Source organism: Paenibacillus sp. BAC0078, assembly GCF_054483875.1.
Genome location: NZ_JBTLRW010000023.1, coordinates 17,680 through 33,922, shown reverse-complemented (window position 1 = coordinate 33,922; position 16,243 = coordinate 17,680). Strand labels below are relative to the sequence as shown.

Annotated in this window: 12 protein-coding genes and 1 pseudogene; 8 read left to right on the top strand and 5 right to left on the bottom strand. The window is 50.3% G+C overall.

Annotated elements, in window-relative coordinates; all coding sequences use genetic code 11:
* Positions 1-90 precede the first annotated feature (90 nt).
* The 3 genes from ACX1DY_RS27380 (at position 91) to ACX1DY_RS27370 (ending at position 3,169) form a co-directional block, all read left to right on the top strand.
* Positions 91-1,074 (top strand): alpha/beta hydrolase, encoded by a 984-nt coding sequence (locus ACX1DY_RS27380; protein WP_458967335.1) that lies wholly within the window; start codon positions 91-93, stop codon positions 1,072-1,074.
* A gap of 191 nt (positions 1,075-1,265) precedes the next feature.
* Positions 1,266-2,252, top strand: a complete 987-nt coding sequence (locus ACX1DY_RS27375; protein WP_458967334.1) for a Gfo/Idh/MocA family protein — start codon at positions 1,266-1,268, stop codon at positions 2,250-2,252.
* 41 nt (positions 2,253-2,293) lie between these two features.
* A complete protein-coding gene (locus ACX1DY_RS27370; protein WP_458967333.1) occupies positions 2,294-3,169 on the top strand; it encodes a radical SAM/SPASM domain-containing protein in 876 nt (291 codons plus the stop codon).
* Between the two features lie 72 nt (positions 3,170-3,241).
* On the opposite strand, the gene ACX1DY_RS27365 is transcribed toward ACX1DY_RS27370, so the two are convergent.
* Entirely contained in the window at positions 3,242-3,751 is a 510-nt protein-coding gene (locus tag ACX1DY_RS27365) for a MerR family transcriptional regulator (protein WP_458967332.1), read from the bottom strand.
* Positions 3,752-3,919: 168 nt separating this feature from the next.
* On the opposite strand from ACX1DY_RS27365, the gene ACX1DY_RS27360 reads away from it, so the two are divergent.
* Positions 3,920-4,771, top strand: coding sequence for an SDR family NAD(P)-dependent oxidoreductase (locus tag ACX1DY_RS27360; protein WP_458967331.1), 852 nt, complete (start codon positions 3,920-3,922; stop codon positions 4,769-4,771).
* Positions 4,772-4,861: 90 nt separating this feature from the next.
* Here ACX1DY_RS27360 and ACX1DY_RS27355 read toward each other — a convergent pair whose 3' ends face one another.
* Entirely contained in the window at positions 4,862-5,995 is a 1,134-nt protein-coding gene (locus ACX1DY_RS27355; protein ID WP_458967330.1) for a hypothetical protein, read from the bottom strand.
* Positions 5,996-6,169: 174 nt separating this feature from the next.
* On the opposite strand from ACX1DY_RS27355, the pseudogene ACX1DY_RS27350 reads away from it, so the two are divergent.
* A pseudogene (locus ACX1DY_RS27350) lies at positions 6,170-6,412 on the top strand (radical SAM protein); the annotation flags it as partial.
* An 82-nt stretch (positions 6,413-6,494) separates the two neighbouring features.
* Here the strand turns inward: ACX1DY_RS27350 and ACX1DY_RS27345 are convergent.
* Entirely contained in the window at positions 6,495-7,643 is a 1,149-nt protein-coding gene (locus ACX1DY_RS27345) for an amidohydrolase family protein (protein ID WP_458967329.1), read from the bottom strand.
* A 363-nt stretch (positions 7,644-8,006) separates the two neighbouring features.
* On the opposite strand from ACX1DY_RS27345, the gene ACX1DY_RS27340 reads away from it, so the two are divergent.
* Positions 8,007-10,142 (top strand): class I SAM-dependent methyltransferase, encoded by a 2,136-nt coding sequence (locus ACX1DY_RS27340; RefSeq protein ID WP_458967328.1) that lies wholly within the window; start codon positions 8,007-8,009, stop codon positions 10,140-10,142.
* Positions 10,143-10,821: 679 nt separating this feature from the next.
* Here ACX1DY_RS27340 and ACX1DY_RS27335 read toward each other — a convergent pair.
* The gene (locus tag ACX1DY_RS27335) at positions 10,822-11,739 is read right to left on the bottom strand and encodes an AraC family transcriptional regulator (RefSeq protein WP_458967327.1); all 918 of its coding nucleotides are present in this window, start codon (positions 11,737-11,739) and stop codon (positions 10,822-10,824) included.
* Between the two features lie 127 nt (positions 11,740-11,866).
* On the opposite strand from ACX1DY_RS27335, the gene yicI reads away from it, so the two are divergent.
* Both yicI and ACX1DY_RS27325 read left to right on the top strand, forming a co-directional pair.
* Complete coding sequence (gene yicI, locus ACX1DY_RS27330) at positions 11,867-14,188, top strand: alpha-xylosidase (RefSeq protein ID WP_458967326.1); 2,322 nt, start codon at positions 11,867-11,869, stop codon at positions 14,186-14,188.
* Positions 14,189-14,434: 246 nt separating this feature from the next.
* Positions 14,435-15,619, top strand: coding sequence for an SGNH/GDSL hydrolase family protein (locus ACX1DY_RS27325; protein ID WP_458967325.1), 1,185 nt, complete (start codon positions 14,435-14,437; stop codon positions 15,617-15,619).
* Positions 15,620-16,092: 473 nt separating this feature from the next.
* Here the strand turns inward: ACX1DY_RS27325 and ACX1DY_RS27320 are convergent, their stop codons facing one another.
* Positions 16,093-16,188: a YjcZ family sporulation protein gene (locus ACX1DY_RS27320; RefSeq protein WP_458967324.1), complete on the bottom strand. Its 96-nt coding sequence runs from the start codon at positions 16,186-16,188 to the stop codon at positions 16,093-16,095.
* Positions 16,189-16,243 lie beyond the last annotated feature (55 nt).

Below are 16,243 nucleotides of genomic sequence, written 5' to 3'. Positions count from 1 at the left end.
TTCATATTGCCGTCACGAAGGGGACATCTTGGTTGATTACACTTTACATATGTCGCCAAGGCGGCTCTACAGATACAAGGACAGGAGAAGATGAACGTGACAAAAACGGTGGAAATAGAAAAAGCCGGGACCAAAAACCGCAAGAAACGGCACTTATGGTTAAAAATAATTGGAGGTATTTTCGGGGCGCTTGTGCTATTCATGGGCATCACATTTGTCGTCAATGTAATCAGTAACGGGGTTGAGAAAAAGAAAATCGAATCGTATGGCCAGTATGTTAATGTGGATGGAAAAAAAATGAATGTGCTTATTCAGGGCAGTGGCGAACAGACTATCGTCCTCCTTCCGGGACAAGGCACCCCGTCGCCTGCGCTTGATTTCAAATTGTTGATTGATGAATTGTCTCCGAATTACAAAGTCGTAGCGATCGAGCCTTTCGGTTATGGGCTCAGCGACGAAACCGGGAAAGAAAGAACAACAGAGAATATCGTCAGCGAAGTTCACGAAGCTGTGCAGCAACTGGGTATTGACCGTTACGTTCTGATGGGACATTCCATCGCGGGACTTTACGGAGTGTCCTATGTGAACACCTACCCGGATGAAGTTCTTGCTTTTGTCGGCATTGATAGCAGCGTTCCTAATCAACCCGGCATGGATGTCAAATTGCCTTTGAAATCCATGCAGTTTCTTCAAGAATCAGGTCTGATGAGATTGCTCAAAAAAGTGAGCGGAGATCCATATAAGTCGCTTGCATTCGATGAGCATACCAAAGAACAGATGAATTTGATTTCGAATCAGGTCTCGAGTAATAGAACGATGATGAATGAGCTCCGGCACCTTGGTTCCAATTTCAAAAATGCTGAACAGCTCACCTACCCTCATGATTTGCCGGTGCTTCTCTTCGTTCAAGCGAATAACGAGGACATCAAGCAGTGGATTCCTCTGCATGAGGAGCAGGTCAAACAATCGGCACAGGGCAAAATGATCCCGATGGAAGGCTCACATTACCTGCATCATACGAAATTCAAAGAAATCGCCGAGGAATTCAAAGAATACATGAAGCAAATCCAATAGTATTCCCATTGAAAGCCGCTAAATTTAGCGGCTTTTTTGCATGGATTCGCAGGTGCTTTTTTTCACATATATAATGTAGCGGAATTTGTCGGAATTTACGGCGGAAAAGTGGACATCCCTATCCCGGAATGAGAGAATAGCAGATAGAGATTAACATGGCAGTGTGATATTAGAAAAAGGACGGGATCTTGATGACCATTCGTTTCGGAGTCGTAGGCACCAACTGGATTACAGACCGCTTCATTCAGGCGGGTCTTGAGAATGAGGAATTTATCCTTACTGCCGTATACTCCCGCACAGAGGAGAAAGGGCGCGATTTTGCCGCAAAATACGCAGGTGCTTCTATATATACCGACCTGGAGGAGATGGTTTCCAGCGGTGAGGTCGATGCTGTATATATTGCCAGCCCCAATTCCATGCATGCTGAGCAGGCACTGGTCTGTATGAATCACGGGAAGCATGTCATCTGTGAAAAGCCTGCGGCCTCCAACAGCGCGGAACTGCGGACGATGATCGAAGCGGCCCGGAAGAATGACGTGGTTTTTATGGAAGCGATGAAATCGACCTTTATGCCCAATTTCGGTGTGGTCAAGGATAATCTGTACAAGCTGGGTCAGGTGCGCCGCTATTTCGCCAGCTATTGTCAATATTCTTCCAGATACGATGCTTACAGACAGGGAACGGTGCTGAACGCCTTCAATCCGATTTACTCTAACGGCTCCTTGATGGATCTCGGCATTTATTGTCTGTACCCGATGGTGGCGCTGTTCGGCAAACCGGAATCCGTGCAGGCGGTGGGATTGATGCTGGCTTCCGGGGTGGACGGCGAAGGCAGCATGATGATGCGTTATGCGGATATGGATGCTGTTGTGATGCATTCCAAGATTTCCGATTCCTATCTGCCTGCCGAGATCCAGGGAGAGAACGGCACGATGGTCATCGACAAGATCAACCAGCCTTACCAGATCAAAATCCAGTACCGCGACGGTACGGTTGAAGAGCTTACTGTGCCGCAGGTGTTCGAGGCGATGTATTATGAGGTCGAGGAATTTATCAGCCTGATCCAAAGCGGACTTCGCGAGAGCAGTATTAACAGCCACGCCAATTCTCTGGCCGTCGCCGAGCTGATGGAGGATGCCAGAGCACAGATCGGCCTCCGCTATGCCTCGGATCTGTAGCGGAAGCCTCTCTGATGAATATTTGAAATGGGGAGCGGAACTTGAAAACTTTTAAAAAGGTGTACATCGAGATTACAAGCGTCTGCAACCTGGCCTGCAGCTTCTGTCCGCCAACTGAACGGCAGAAAAACTTCATAAAGCTGGATACCTTTAATAAGATTCTTGACGAGATTAAGCCACACAGCAATCATATCTATTTGCATGTCAAAGGCGAGCCGCTGCTGCATCCGAAGCTTGGGGAGCTGCTGGATGCCGCCCACGCCAAAGGGTTCAAGGTCAACATCACGACCAACGGAACGCTGATTCACAAGGCTGGGCCGAAGCTGCTGGGCAAGCCGGCGCTGCGCCAGATGAACTTCTCGCTGCACAGCTTCGACGGCCATGCCGGCTCGGAGAACCGCGAGGGCTATGTATCGGAGATTATTTCTTTTGTGCGGGAGGCTTCTGCACAGGGGGTTATTATCTCCTTCCGGCTGTGGAATCTGACCGAGGACAACCGGACGAATCTGGAGAAGCAGCGCAACCGCGAGACGCTGGCGCTGCTGGAGGAAGCCTTCAATTTGGACTTCAAAATTGAAGAAAAGGTCGTGCCCGGCAGCGGGGTGAAGATCGCACCAAGGGTGTATCTGAACCAGGATCACGAGTTCAGATGGCCGGCCTTAAGCGAGCCGGAGGATGACGGCAAAGGCTTCTGTCACGCGCTGCGCAGCCAGGCGGCGGTGCTGGTGGACGGCACGGTCGTGCCGTGCTGTCTGGATGGCGAGGGCGTAATTAACCTCGGAAATATCCATGAGAAGCCGTTCTCCGAGATTGTCGAGGGCGAACGCGCGAACAATCTGTTCTACGGCTTCTCCCGCCGGGAAGCGGTGGAGGAGCTGTGCCGCAAATGTGGGTACAGACAGCGGTTTGGAACGTAATAAGGGTATATAGAAACAGCGGCAGTCATGGACTAGAACATTAAGTCCAGGATTGCCGCTGTTTTGCCTGAGCTATAGTTTCTCGGGAGCCAGTGACTTGCCGGCTTTGGCAGATACGGAAAAATAACTCATCTCAACAGATGACATGGGTTTTGGTTTCGGTTCTCCCATCGTCTGATCTGACACGCTGTCCTGGCGTTCATTTGAGCAGTCTCCGCGGTAATTCCCCTCATCCAGCTTCATGTCGATGAAATCGACGACCTGCTGCAGCGAGGCGATCTGGCTGAGGATATTTTCCCGGTGGCTCCTTAAGAGCTCCACCAGCTCGGGATATTCCGCAGGATCGGTGTCAGCGGAGACAGCTAAAAATGGCCGCATTTCCTCCAGCGGCATCCCCGTTTTTTTCAGACAGGATATCAGTTGGATTCTATCGACGTCCTCCTGCCGGTAGACGCGGTGCCCGTTATCTCTTCGGTCCGCCCGTTGCAGCAGCGAGATTTTTTCGTAATAACGGATCGTGTCCTGGGAAATTCCAGTTTGCTCGGCGGTTTGCTTTATCGTAAAGGTTTGCTCTGCCTTCATGCGATTCCCTCCCGGGATTGCTTTTTGCATATTTTATATCTTAGAGCTGGCTCCAAGTCAAGTCTCTTATCCATGAGAAATAGTTTTGTTTTCGCGTCTTGACTTGGAGCCGACTCCAAGTTATAAGATGTGCGCATCAAAGAAACATTATCTGGAGGAGACGATACGATGGACACGAAGCAACGCGAAAATATCGCACTTATTACGGGGGCGAGCGCCGGAATCGGGCTGGAATTAACCCGGAAATTGCTGTCGGAGGGATGGCAGGTGATTGCTGTGAACCGTTCCGGCTTTCCGGAGGACGATGTGACAATTCAGGAGGCCGTTAAGAACGGATGGCTTCGCACTTATAAAATAGCGGATCTCGCCGATTATGCCAGCCTGAGAGAGACTTTGGAAGCGATCAAGGACAAGGAGCGGCGGATTGATATTTTGTTCAATAACGCCGGCGGGAGCTTTCACGAGCTGAGCTATTCGAAGCAGGGGCGCGAGAAGCATTATGAGCTGATGACGGTCGTGCCGTACATCATGCTTATGGAATTGAAGGAGCTCATAAAAAATAGCCGTCTAAAAACGGTAATCAATACCTCATCTTCTGCACTTAAATTTACTAAAGAGCTAAATATCGAAATCCTGGAGCGCCCCAAAACCTTCCGTAAGCTGCTTGGACCTTATGCTACCTCCAAGCTGGCGCTTTCGCTGTGGACTCAGGCCATCGCGCCGGAGCTTGCGAACGACGGCATCAAGGTCCGCAGTGTGGACCCGGGTGGCAACAATACGTTAAGAAAAGGAAAAAAATCCGGTCTGCCCATAGTGGTTAATGCGTTGATGAAGCTGTTTTTCTCTCCCCCTACCCACGGCGCAAGCCAACTGTATGAGGGGGCTCTCGGGGAACATCGTAATGAGAACGGCGTGTTTTTGATAAAGGGTCAGGTTGCGGAATTGAAATTTGAAGATCAAGCACGGAATGTGCTGGAAAGGATTAAAGCGATTTATGAGCACGAATTTCTCGTGTCTTGAAGAAGTGTTTTTCTGAGATTTCTTAGAACAGCTGAGCAAAAAGAAACAGCAGGTGTCCTTTAGGTGGCCTGCTGTTTTGACGCTATACGGTTAGTTCAAATCGTACTTATAGAACAGATTGTCTGCGGAATGATAGAGAATTCCTTTCCCGCCATACAAAAATTCCCTGTACCCCCAATCGGAATCCGGGTTGCTGACAGTATGCAGGGTGCTCAAGTCTGAACCTTTTACGATGGTCAGATTTCGTTTCCCTTGAATCATGATGCTGCTGTCGCTGCCGATTTGCACATCGCTGCCTGGATTGATAGCCCTCTGGCTGACGAGCCCTTTACTGTTCATCAGATATAGTGCATGATTCGTCTGTAGGAGAAAGCCATACGGGAAAGGCTGTGAGGATCTGGTACTAAACCAGCGTATAAAACCGCTGGCGAACGATTTGCTCCAAAGCGTTTTTCCGCTCTGATTCCGGGCGGTTACTGTAACTTTGTCCGGGTTATCATCGTTATTTTTTATGAAGATTAGGGTTCCATCCGGCAGCATGCAGTAAAATTTCTCGTCTGTAATTTGCTGCTTGAATTTAAAGTTAAGCGCCGCATCATAAATGGACAGGGTTGCTTGAAATTTTCCGGTGTAAGACTGATGCGAGAGGGTAGCCAAGGTGTTGAAGTAGAAGCTGTCGATATAACCATTAATCTGCTTCTTCTGAAGCTGCTTGCCCTGCCGGTTGAACTTGTAGGTCATGTACTGGTTATGGTTTGTTTTGAGTACAGTGAGCAAGGTTCCGTCACTTTGCGTAAAGATACGGACATCCAGGCTGGGTACCTTTTCCGGGAAGGCCTTCGTCCAAAGTGTGGTACCAGAAGCGCTATAGGCCTTTAAATAAAAAGTATGTTCCTGAGTGGCTTTATCTATGGTAGTTACAATCCAATAGAAATTACCTTGTTTGTCTATCGCTCTAAGTAGTACTTCAAAGCTAGAAGAATGCAAGGCAGATGGATAGGCTATGGTTGCTGCTTTTTCACCTGTTGTATCGTTATATATAATATTGTCGTCAAAAGACAAGGCATAAATCCGGTTATTTATTACCTGGACGTCATCCACCCCATTAGGGGCAGCTGTCGTCCATACCGGTGCCGGGAATTCCTTGTATTCCTTGGCTGATACGCCTGCCGTTATTGACAAGCAGCAAATACTGATTAACATGATACACAATAGTTTTTTCATAAATCCTCCCTGGTGGCCTTTGTCCATATTACACTACCACTGGGAGATTATTCATGCAATGAAACTTTTATAGTATAAATTTTGCCGGATACGCTGTTTTTCAATTTCGAATTCTCTCCAGCGGAAGAGAAGTTGATCGAGTTCTGTATGGAGGCCGAAAAGTCGGCACTGTATGAACGGGCTGTGCTGCTGGAGGAAGCCTACAATTTGGACTTTAAAATCGAAGGAAAGGTTGTACCCGGCAGCGGGGTGAAGATCGTGCCAAGGGTGTATCTGAACCAGGACCACGAGTTCAGATGGCCGTCCTTAAGCGAGCCGGAGGATGACGGCAAAGGCTTCTGCCACGCGCTGCGCAGCCAGGAAGCGGTGGAGGAGCTGTGCCGCAAATGCGGGTACAGACAGCGGTTTGGAACGTAATAAGGGTATTTAGAAATAGCGGCAGTCATGGACGAGAGCATAGTCCAGGATTGCCGCTGTTTTGTTGAACTATATTATTCTGTCAGCGGGATATAATCTGGCCTTCCTTCATGACAAATTTAACTCTCCGAAGATTGTCTATATTGGCAAGTGGGTCTCCTTCAATGACAAACAGATCAGCCTTCTTGGCAGTTTCGATCGTTCCAATCTCGTGAGAGAGATTACATATCTTTGACCCGACGGAAGTTGCCGCTACGATAATTTGCATCGGTGTGAGCCCAGCTTCGCCTAACAAGTGAATTTCTTCCCACGGCATTCCTAGCCTATACCACGGTTTTTCTTCTTCAATAAAATCATCGCCCAAACCGATTTCTCCGCCTGCCTGGACAAACCTCCGGACATTATCCAGGCCTTGTTCTAATAGCGGGGCTCCAAATTTGTCTTGGAACATCTTTAATACCGTGAGTGTTGGTACTATCCGAACGTTTTTAGCTACCATCTGCTGTATCAAGTCATCGTCCAAACGGTCATAGATCATATGTGCAGCATCGTTAATTCCCGAATTCACAAGAATCTGAAGGTTTTTGGCGTTGGTTACATGGGCAGACACATAAGTCCCCATTTTCCCGGCTTCCTGACAAATGATTTCAAGAATCTCCTGATTAAGCTTAGGCAATCCGTAGGTGCTGGGGTCATATCCGTCTTCAAGTGCTGTCTTTATAAAGTAAACCCCTTTTTCTAATACCTCACGAACCTTAAGCCTGGCTTCTTCCGCACTTCCAACACCAATCGGTTCTTGCCCTCCATATCCTCCGGGGGCCGTAAATACTTTACCTGACGTGATCATTCTGGGAAAAGACAAACGATCCAGTCCATTCGTATGTGCTATAACATCGTCAATTGTTGCATTTGTAGACATTCCTTCGTCGCGAATCGTGGTAATTCCCTCTCGAAGGCATGCAGCCAAATACTCTTTATGGTACCCGTGCAGAGGCTCATTCTGCAAAAATTTAAAGCTGGTGTGCGCATGCGTATGAATAAATCCTGGCAGGATGAAAAGCCCGTTCAGGTCTATTTCCTGTACTTCTTCATTCTTTGTTTGGTTATCCCGATATTGTGTAATAGTACCGAAGCGGCCGTTTATTACTTCAATTGCTGCATTTGTTATCGGCTGTCGTCCAGTTCCATCAATCAAAGTTCCGTTTTTCAGTAACAATGTTTCGTTTCTCATGGCAGAGCTAACCCTCCAGCAAAGATTGTTATTATCCAAGAGAAAGTATATTCGACAATAATTACTGGTTGAAGATATTCTTTCTTTCTAAATCGTTTATTACTTACAAGCATATTACACTATATCAGTTGAACTAATGAAAATATAAAAAGGGCGAAGTGACGGAGGGGAAGTTTGGAACTGTAGGAGCGTAGCGACCGCCTTTGTCTACGGATTTCCACCGCTAAGAGCGGTATAAATCAAGAAATCTGTAGACAACAGCGGCCGGAAGTCCAAACATTCCCCGCAGTTACGACCAGACCCCAATATGAAAATCTATAGTTCAACTGATATGGAACCAGGAAAATTTAGGAGGTAAACGACATGCTGAAATCCTTGCAAGCCATTGAAGCGTACCGTAAAACAGGAATCGTACACGAAGAAAGCTGTCTTTGGCTGCAATATATCGCTCAGGCCGAAGAAACAATTGTGAATCTTGAGCGCGTAGAGTCGCTCCAAGAGCTGGAGTACATAAATCCGGTACTGGATTACGTGGAGCGCAGTCTGCGCCTCTTGGACAGTCTGTCGCTGTCCTATTGGATTAAAGAGCTGGTTGAAGAGACACTGGTCTGGTCGGAAACGGCAAAGGGCGGAACACGGCGCCAGCGGCGGTTGTGGGAGGCGGAGGGCATTAATATTTTTGTCCATAATATTGGTTCGGCCCAGTTGTATCGGCGTCACGCGGATGGGATCTTCACTGGCGATGAGGTACACCGGCTGCAGGCTGACCGGGTGATAGAAGTGGGAGAAGCCGAAGCGGAGAGAAAAGTGATTGTGCACCGGCTGATCGAAACACATGGCCTGATCGGACAGCAAATTCGCGGTGAGGTGCCGCCATCCGTTAATCGTCCGCTGTCAGCGATGGTGGAGGAAGGGCTGCTGACTGCCGATGAGCTGGAGCGGCTGCTGTTCGCGCTGAACCACTGCATTATTTCTGCTGTGTCCCCTGAGCTGTGGCAAGAGGTACGGACCGAGGTGATGAAGCTGATCGCCGTAATCTCTTCCGGGGATCTGCAGCATGCTGGAGTGCCGATGAAGGAGCGCCTGCGGAGAATGCGTGCGGGAGCGATTGCCGGGGGCGAGGATTACGATACCGAGTGGGACAGTCTGGAACGGGCGGGCTGGAGCGCCGCTGTACTGGAGCCTATGCAGCATATTACTTTCTGGTATGTGGAATCCGCACTGCAGACGTTTTCGCTGGAGCAATTCCTTAAGATCATGACTCTGGCGGCCTGCGGCGGCAAGCTGTCTACGCTGAACCACATCAGCTATGAGGCGGTCATGAACAGCATCTATTATGACTACAAAGGCGCGAAGAAGATCAATGTGTACAAGAAACGGATCATTGAAAAGTACTTGTCCGGGCTGACATGGGAAAATATCCTGAACGGAGTGGAGCCTTCCGGTAACCCGCATCTGATGCATCGGCTGCGGTTGGAGGAGCATCTGCCTGACACGTTGTTTGTGGATTTCGAATTCTCTCCGGCGGCTGAGAAGCTGATCGAGTTCTGCATGGAGGCCGAAAAGTCGGCGCTGTATGAACGGGCTGTGCTGCTGTTGTTCGATTTGTTCGAGCTGCGCCGGGATGCTTTTGACCGGTTCCATAATGAGGATACCTATTTGAGCCAAATGAATGAGACAGCAGACTATAAATCGATCATTCTGGAGTATGTCACTGGCCGGAAGGTGCTGGACATTGGCCCCGGCGGCGGCGTGCTGCTGGATCTGATCGAAGAGCGCATGCCGGGAGTGGTTCCGGTCGGCATTGATATTTCCAGCAATGTTGTGGAAGCGCTGCGTCAGAAGAAGCAGCGGGAGGGCCGCCGCTGGGAGGTGCTGCAGGGCGATGCGCTGAACCTGAAGGACTTTGTTGAAGCGGGCACGGTGGATACAGTGATTTTCTCCTCCATTCTGCACGAGCTGTATTCCTATGTGCCACTGAACGGTGCGAAGTTCAATTATGAGACCGTGGCTGCTGCGCTGGTTAGCAGCTTTGAGGTGCTGGCAGACGGAGGGGTTATTATTATCCGCGACGGGATCATGAGCGAGCCGCTGGAAAAGCGGCGCCGTGTGCGTTTTCTGGAGGCAGAAGGGATGGCTTCGCTGGAACGTTATGCCAAGGATTTTGCCGGGCGAGCAATTCAGTACGAGAGGGTGGCTGAGCAGGAGGTGCTCATGCCGGTGAACGATGCCATGGAGTTTCTGTACACCTACACATGGGGGGAAGAAGCCTATATTCATGAGGTACAGGAGCAGTTTGGTTACTTCACTCCCTCGCAGTATGGAGATTTCATCCGGCAGACCCTGGGCGAGCGGGCGAAGATTGAAGTCTTGCGCCACTATTTGCAGGAGGGCTATACGGAGGCGCTGCAGGGCCGGGTTGTCATAATGGACGAGAGAGGCCAGGAGGTTCCGCTGCCGGACAGCACATGTTTTATTGTGATCCGCAAGGAAGCGTGACCAGCTGAGAGTCTGGCAGATAGGCTTGAATCAGATAAGCCCCTGGCATCGAGGATGCCGGGGGAGGCAGGCAGCGCTGCTCCTGGTTACTGCTCCAGACTGCTGTCTCAGGTTACCACTAAGGTTGTTGCTCCAGACTGCTGTCTCAGGTTACCGCTAAGGTTGTTGCTCCAGACTGCTGTCTCAGGTTATCACTAAGGTTGTTGCTTCAGACTGCTGTCTCAGGTTACCACTAGGTTGCTGTTCCAGGTTGCCACTTTAGGCCGCCGCTCCGTTTGCTACATGCTCAAAGTCCAGCGGACATAATTTAGTGGAATTTGTACACTTAAAATATATTTCAAAGTGAACATATTAGGCTTTAGGTGGAATTTGTTCACTTATTTCCGCTGATATTACCCTGAAGCGGGCCTATGAGCAGAATTAGGTTTCCTTTTTCCACTTATTTCTCCTAACAAGGTGAATATGATGAAATTAGGTTTCCTTTTTCCACCTAATTCTGGCGCGGCGACTGCTGCGGACACCGTGTGCCAACGTGAACTGCCTGGCTGGCCTGCCCTGCTCGGCGTCATGGATAAAGCTGCGCCTGACCGCCCTGCTCGGCGTCATGGATAAAGCTGCGCCTGACCGCCCTGCTCGGCGTTCATGGATAAAGCTGCGCCAGACCAACCCTGCTCGGCGTTCATGGATAAAGCTGCGCCTGGCCAGCACCTAATCCTGCCCCTTTGCGGAACTCCGAGGGAGAGCATTTCATCGCCTTGCGGAACACCTTGATGAAATAGCTGACGTTGTCGAAGCCGACCTCCAGCGCGATGTCCGAGATTTTGCGTTCGCTCTGCTGCAGCAGGTCAGCGGCCTGGCGGATGCGGTAGGAGTTGATGTAATCGACCGGTGTTTTGCGGGTCATTGCCTTGAAGAAGCGGCAGAACTGGCCTTCACTCATCGGAATCAGCTCGGACAGGTCGCGGGTGCGGATTGGCTCCTGATAGTTATCCTGAATATAGAGAATGACCTTTTTGAGCCGGTTGATCTTGGTGGTATCGGCGCCCTCGGACTGGCTGCGGTTCACCGCGTGGCCTTCAATGGCGATTTGCGAGAGCATGATCAGCAAGGTTCCTTTCATAAAGGCCTCGAAACCGGGCAACTTATGATCATATGCCTCCATCAAGCGCTCCAAATGATGCAGCAGCTCAAGTTGCCAGGGAATTTCCGGCGTCAGATGTCTGGGGAAGCTCTGGCGCTTCTCCTGCAGCGGCAGAATCACCATCTGCTGAATGGCGTCATATTGGGCGCTGGCCAAGAGATCGGGGTGAAAGACCAGGGCGCAGAACCGGCACGGGCCTTCCTTCAGTACATAGGCGGCATGGATATCACCGGAGTCGATGAATACAGCTTCCCCCGCCCGAAGCGGAAAATAATCGGTGTCCACCTGAAATAGAATTTCGCCTTCCAGCAGCAGGAAGAACTCGGCTTCCTCATGCCAGTGTGTATCCAGGACATGGGTTCCTGCCGGGAGCTCGACCCAGTAGGCCGCCAGTGGAAACATAATATCGCCATGTACACGATCTTCTTTGAGCAATCGCTGTGATGTGCGGTCCATATTCGCCCTCCTTTTCGGCAAAACATCAGAATAGTGTTATAAATAAGCTATATTATATTAGTTTTGTCTATTTGTTATCGTTATAATGCAACTATAAACACCAAATTGAAGGGTGGCAAGTGCAAACATGAAATTTACTGACGGTCTTTGGCTGGTTCGCGACGGCATTACCATTAACGGCGCTGTCCAAAACTATGTAGTGGAAAAAACTCCAGAAGGTTTGACAGCAGTTACCCAGACTACTCCAATTACAGGTCGTGCAGCAACGCTGAACTCGACACTGCTGACTGTGAAATTCCATTCCCCGCTTCCGGGCGTGGTTGGCATCAAGATTACTCATCATGACGGCTTGCAGGAGCGCGGCCCGGCTTTTGAATTGACCAAGGGAACTGGCGATCATGTACAAATTGAAGAAAACGAAACACAAACCGTGCTGATCAGCGGCGGACTCCGTGTAGTCATCAACAAAGGAACCCAGTGGTCTGTAGATTTCTACCGCGGCAACGAGCGCATTACCGGCAGCGGTTTCAAATCAATGGCTTACATCACCGACCAGGACGGCAACACGTTCATGCGTGAAGAGCTGGATATCGGCGTAGGCGAATTCGTCTATGGTCTGGGCGAGCGCTTCACCGCTTTTGTGAAGAATGGACAGGTTGTAGATATCTGGAATAAGGACGGCGGTACAAGCTCTGAGCAGGCATACAAGAACATTCCGTTCTATGTAACCAGCAAAGGCTACGGCGTATTCGTGAACCATCCTGAGCTGGTTTCGTATGAAATCGCTTCGGAAAAAGTGAAAAAAGCCCAATTCAGCGTAGCTGGAGAGAGCCTGGAATATTTCGTAATTGAAGGACCTACGATCAAAGAGGTTATCAGCAAATACACATCGCTTACCGGCAAGCCTGCGCTTCCACCGGCATGGACCTTCGGTCTGTGGCTGACCACTTCGTTCACTACCGACTACGATGAAGCAACGGTGAATTCCTTCGTAGAAGGCATGGCTGAGCGCGATCTGCCGCTGCATGTGTTCCACTTCGACTGCTTCTGGATGCGTGAATACCAATGGACGGATTTCCAGTGGGATGAGCGCGTATTCCCGGACCCGGTTGGCATGCTGAAACGCCTGAAGGAAAAGGGCCTCAAAATCTGCGTATGGATCAACTCCTATATCGGACAGCGTTCACCGCTGTTTGAAGAAGGCAAGAAGAACGGCTATCTGATCAAAAAAGCAAACGGCGACGTCTACCAAACAGATCTATGGCAAGCGGGCATGGGAATCGTGGACTTCACGAACCCTGCGGCTTGTGAATGGTATGCCGGCTACCTGCGGAAGCTGGTCGATATGGGCGTAGACAGCTTCAAGACCGACTTCGGCGAACGCATTCCAACCGATGTGGTGTACTTCGACGGCTCTGACCCGCAGAAAATGCACAACTACTACACTCAGATGTACAACAAGGTTGTCTTTGAAGTGCTGGAAGAGAAGCTTGGCAAAAATGAAGCAGCGGTATTCGCACGTTCGGCAACGGCTGGCGGACAGCAGTTCCCGGTTCACTGGGGCGGCGACTGCTACGCGGATTATGAGTCAATGGCGGAAAGCCTGCGCGGCGGCCTGTCCCTCGGTCTGTCCGGCTTCGGCTTCTGGAGCCATGATATCGGCGGCTTTGAAAATACAGCTCCGGCGCATGTCTTCAAACGCTGGCTGGCCTTCGGCCTGCTCTCCAGCCACAGCCGTCTGCACGGCAGCACTTCGTACCGTGTGCCTTGGGCTTACGACGACGAAGCTGTGGATGTTACCCGTTTCTTCACCAAGCTCAAATGCAGCCTGATGCCTTACCTGTATGATGTGGCCGGACAGGCGCATGAGCAGGGCTGGGCTTCGATGCGGGCAATGGTGATGGAATTCCCGGAAGATCCTACTTGCGAAGTATTGGATCGCCAATACATGCTGGGTGATTCCCTGCTGGTAGCCCCAATCTTCCAGGAAAACGGTGAAGTGAAATACTATCTGCCGGCTGGCCGCTGGACCCACCTGCTTACCGGTGAAACCGTTCAGGGCGGATCATGGCGCAAAGAAACGCATAATTTCTTCAGCCTGCCGCTGTTCGTGCGCCAGAACTCCTTGCTTGCCACAGGCAGCGTGGATAACCGTCCGGACTATGACTTTGCTGACGGCGTGAAGTTCGGCCTCTATTCGCTTGAAGATGGAGCGAATACAGCCGCAACGGTCCGCGACATCAAGGGAACGCCTGAGCTGACCGTGAAGGCTGAACGCAAAGGCAATACCGTAACTGTTGCTGCAGAAGGCAGCGGCAAAGCCCTCACCCTGGTTGTGAAGGATCTGGGCGCTATCGCTTCTGTAGAAGGCGCTGAACTGGTAGATGAAACTACGGTGAAAGTGAACGCCGGAGCCAAATCGGTTGCGTTCACGATTACGCTGAAATAATAACGGGAATTCTGCTGACTTCCCGAATGAACAACCTCTCTGAACGGCAGAGCTGCGAAGGCTCCTTGCTTTCGGAGAGGTTTTTTCGCTGAAATGGTGGTAAGATTTAGCTGACGGAGGAGCTGCCCGGGCGGTCCAAGATCAGAATTGTGTTATATGTCGGCGGTTTCGTATTAGTTTTATGCCGTTATTGTCCGTATACTTTGGTTGTTTACAGATTTGATTCGTATGAAGGAGCACTGATCTATGCATAGTCAAAAAGACCAAGCCGGAGTGTTCAGCCAGTCTGAGTATTCTTCGGCTACGGCGCTGTCGACGGCCGCCAATTATATTATGAATTCGCCGGAGCCGTTCACCCATACGTACCGGGCGTATATCCGGCTGCGGGAGACCGGGAATCTGACCCTGAAGTTCTGGCACAGCAATGCGGTGGATTCGACCTGGGATCTGGGAGCGGAAGCCGCCGGGAGTGAGCCGGGCGGGGAGTGGAGCATTGAGTCGGCTTATATTGCCGATGGAGGTCTGGCACCAGATGGCACAGTAGCGCCAGGCACACAGATTCCTGTGACCTTCGCGGGAGAGGTGTCGAAGCAGGTAGCTCCCGGAGAAGGCTTCTGGAGTGATGAAGCAGCGCTTGCGCTGCCGGAGGGACACTATCTGGCTTTTACCTGGACGATTAGAACGGCTGCATCCGGCAAAACGATCCCTTATAACGTGGAGGACGTTCTGGTATCCGCTTATGATGGCCCGGGCCATCTCGCAGGGCAGGAATCGGCAGATTCCTTCAGCGTATCGGGTAAGCTGCTGGTGCTGCCAAGCTATATTGGCTATAAGAAAAAAGTGGACAAAAAGCTGGTATTCCTCGGAGACTCCATCACCCAGGGTGTGCGGACCGGGAAGGATGAATATTCCTACTGGGCAGCACGGATCGCCGAAGGGCTTGGAACATCGTATGGACTGTGGAATATCGGCTCCGGCTGGGGCCGGGCTTATGATGCCGCCGCTGACGGCCCTTGGCTGAATAAGGCCAAGCAGGGCGATGAAGTGCTGATTGTGCTGGGCGTGAACGATCTGGATATCGGCAAGCGCTCAGCTGAAGAGCTTCTTGAAGACCTTTCACATATCGTTTCCCTGATCAAAGAGGCCAACCCGGATATAAATATCATCCTGGGCACGGTGCCGACGTTTAATTTCCAAGACGAACGGGAAGCCGCCTGGCGCAGCGTAAATCAGCAGATTCTCACCGCTCCGCCTGCCGGGGTCAACCGCGTATTTGACATCGCGGCCGTATTGTCCATGCCGGCTCCGGCGGACCATAGAGTTCGTGCGGAGTATATGAGTAACAGCGAGGACCCGCATCCGAACGGTACCGCCGGCAAAGCGGTGGCGGATGCTTTTTTGGCATGGTATAGAGAGCAGCCTGTTAAGTAAGGCTAAGCGGATAAGTTTGATTGGATGGTTAGAACACCTACAGCACACTAGGCATACTATGTAGTACTTTAAACAGGAAGGTAGTGTGCCTAGCGTGGGACTCCAAATGGGAACGCAGCATAGAGTGCTGTATCAAGCGGATGGGAATTATGTTCAAAATATGAAATCCGTCAGAAATCACTTGCACAGCATCTGTAGACAACATATGAATCAGATTGTTCAAGTAAAGACATTGGACGGCCAAGTGGTTGTCGGGAGAATTGTGGGCTGCGATAGAGGCTTAATGTATTTGGGAGTACAGCATCATGGAGAACAACGCGCTTTTTTCGGATTTACCAGCGATGAAGCTATTTTAACTCTTGTGCTATTCGAATTGCTTGTTATAACTCTGTTGTCATAACTCTGTTGTACACTTAACAATAAAATGAGAGCCTACATGACTGTAGACTCTCATTTTTTTCGGCTTATCAAGGTTAGAATGTTTTAAGAATAATCACCAACAGAATGTACAGCACCAGGATTGTAGTAGTGGAAGTAAAAAGACCTCCAACATTTCCATAACCGCTCATTGCCTTACCTCCTTCGCAGTATCATCTTACAAACCCATGATATGCACTTTCCCCA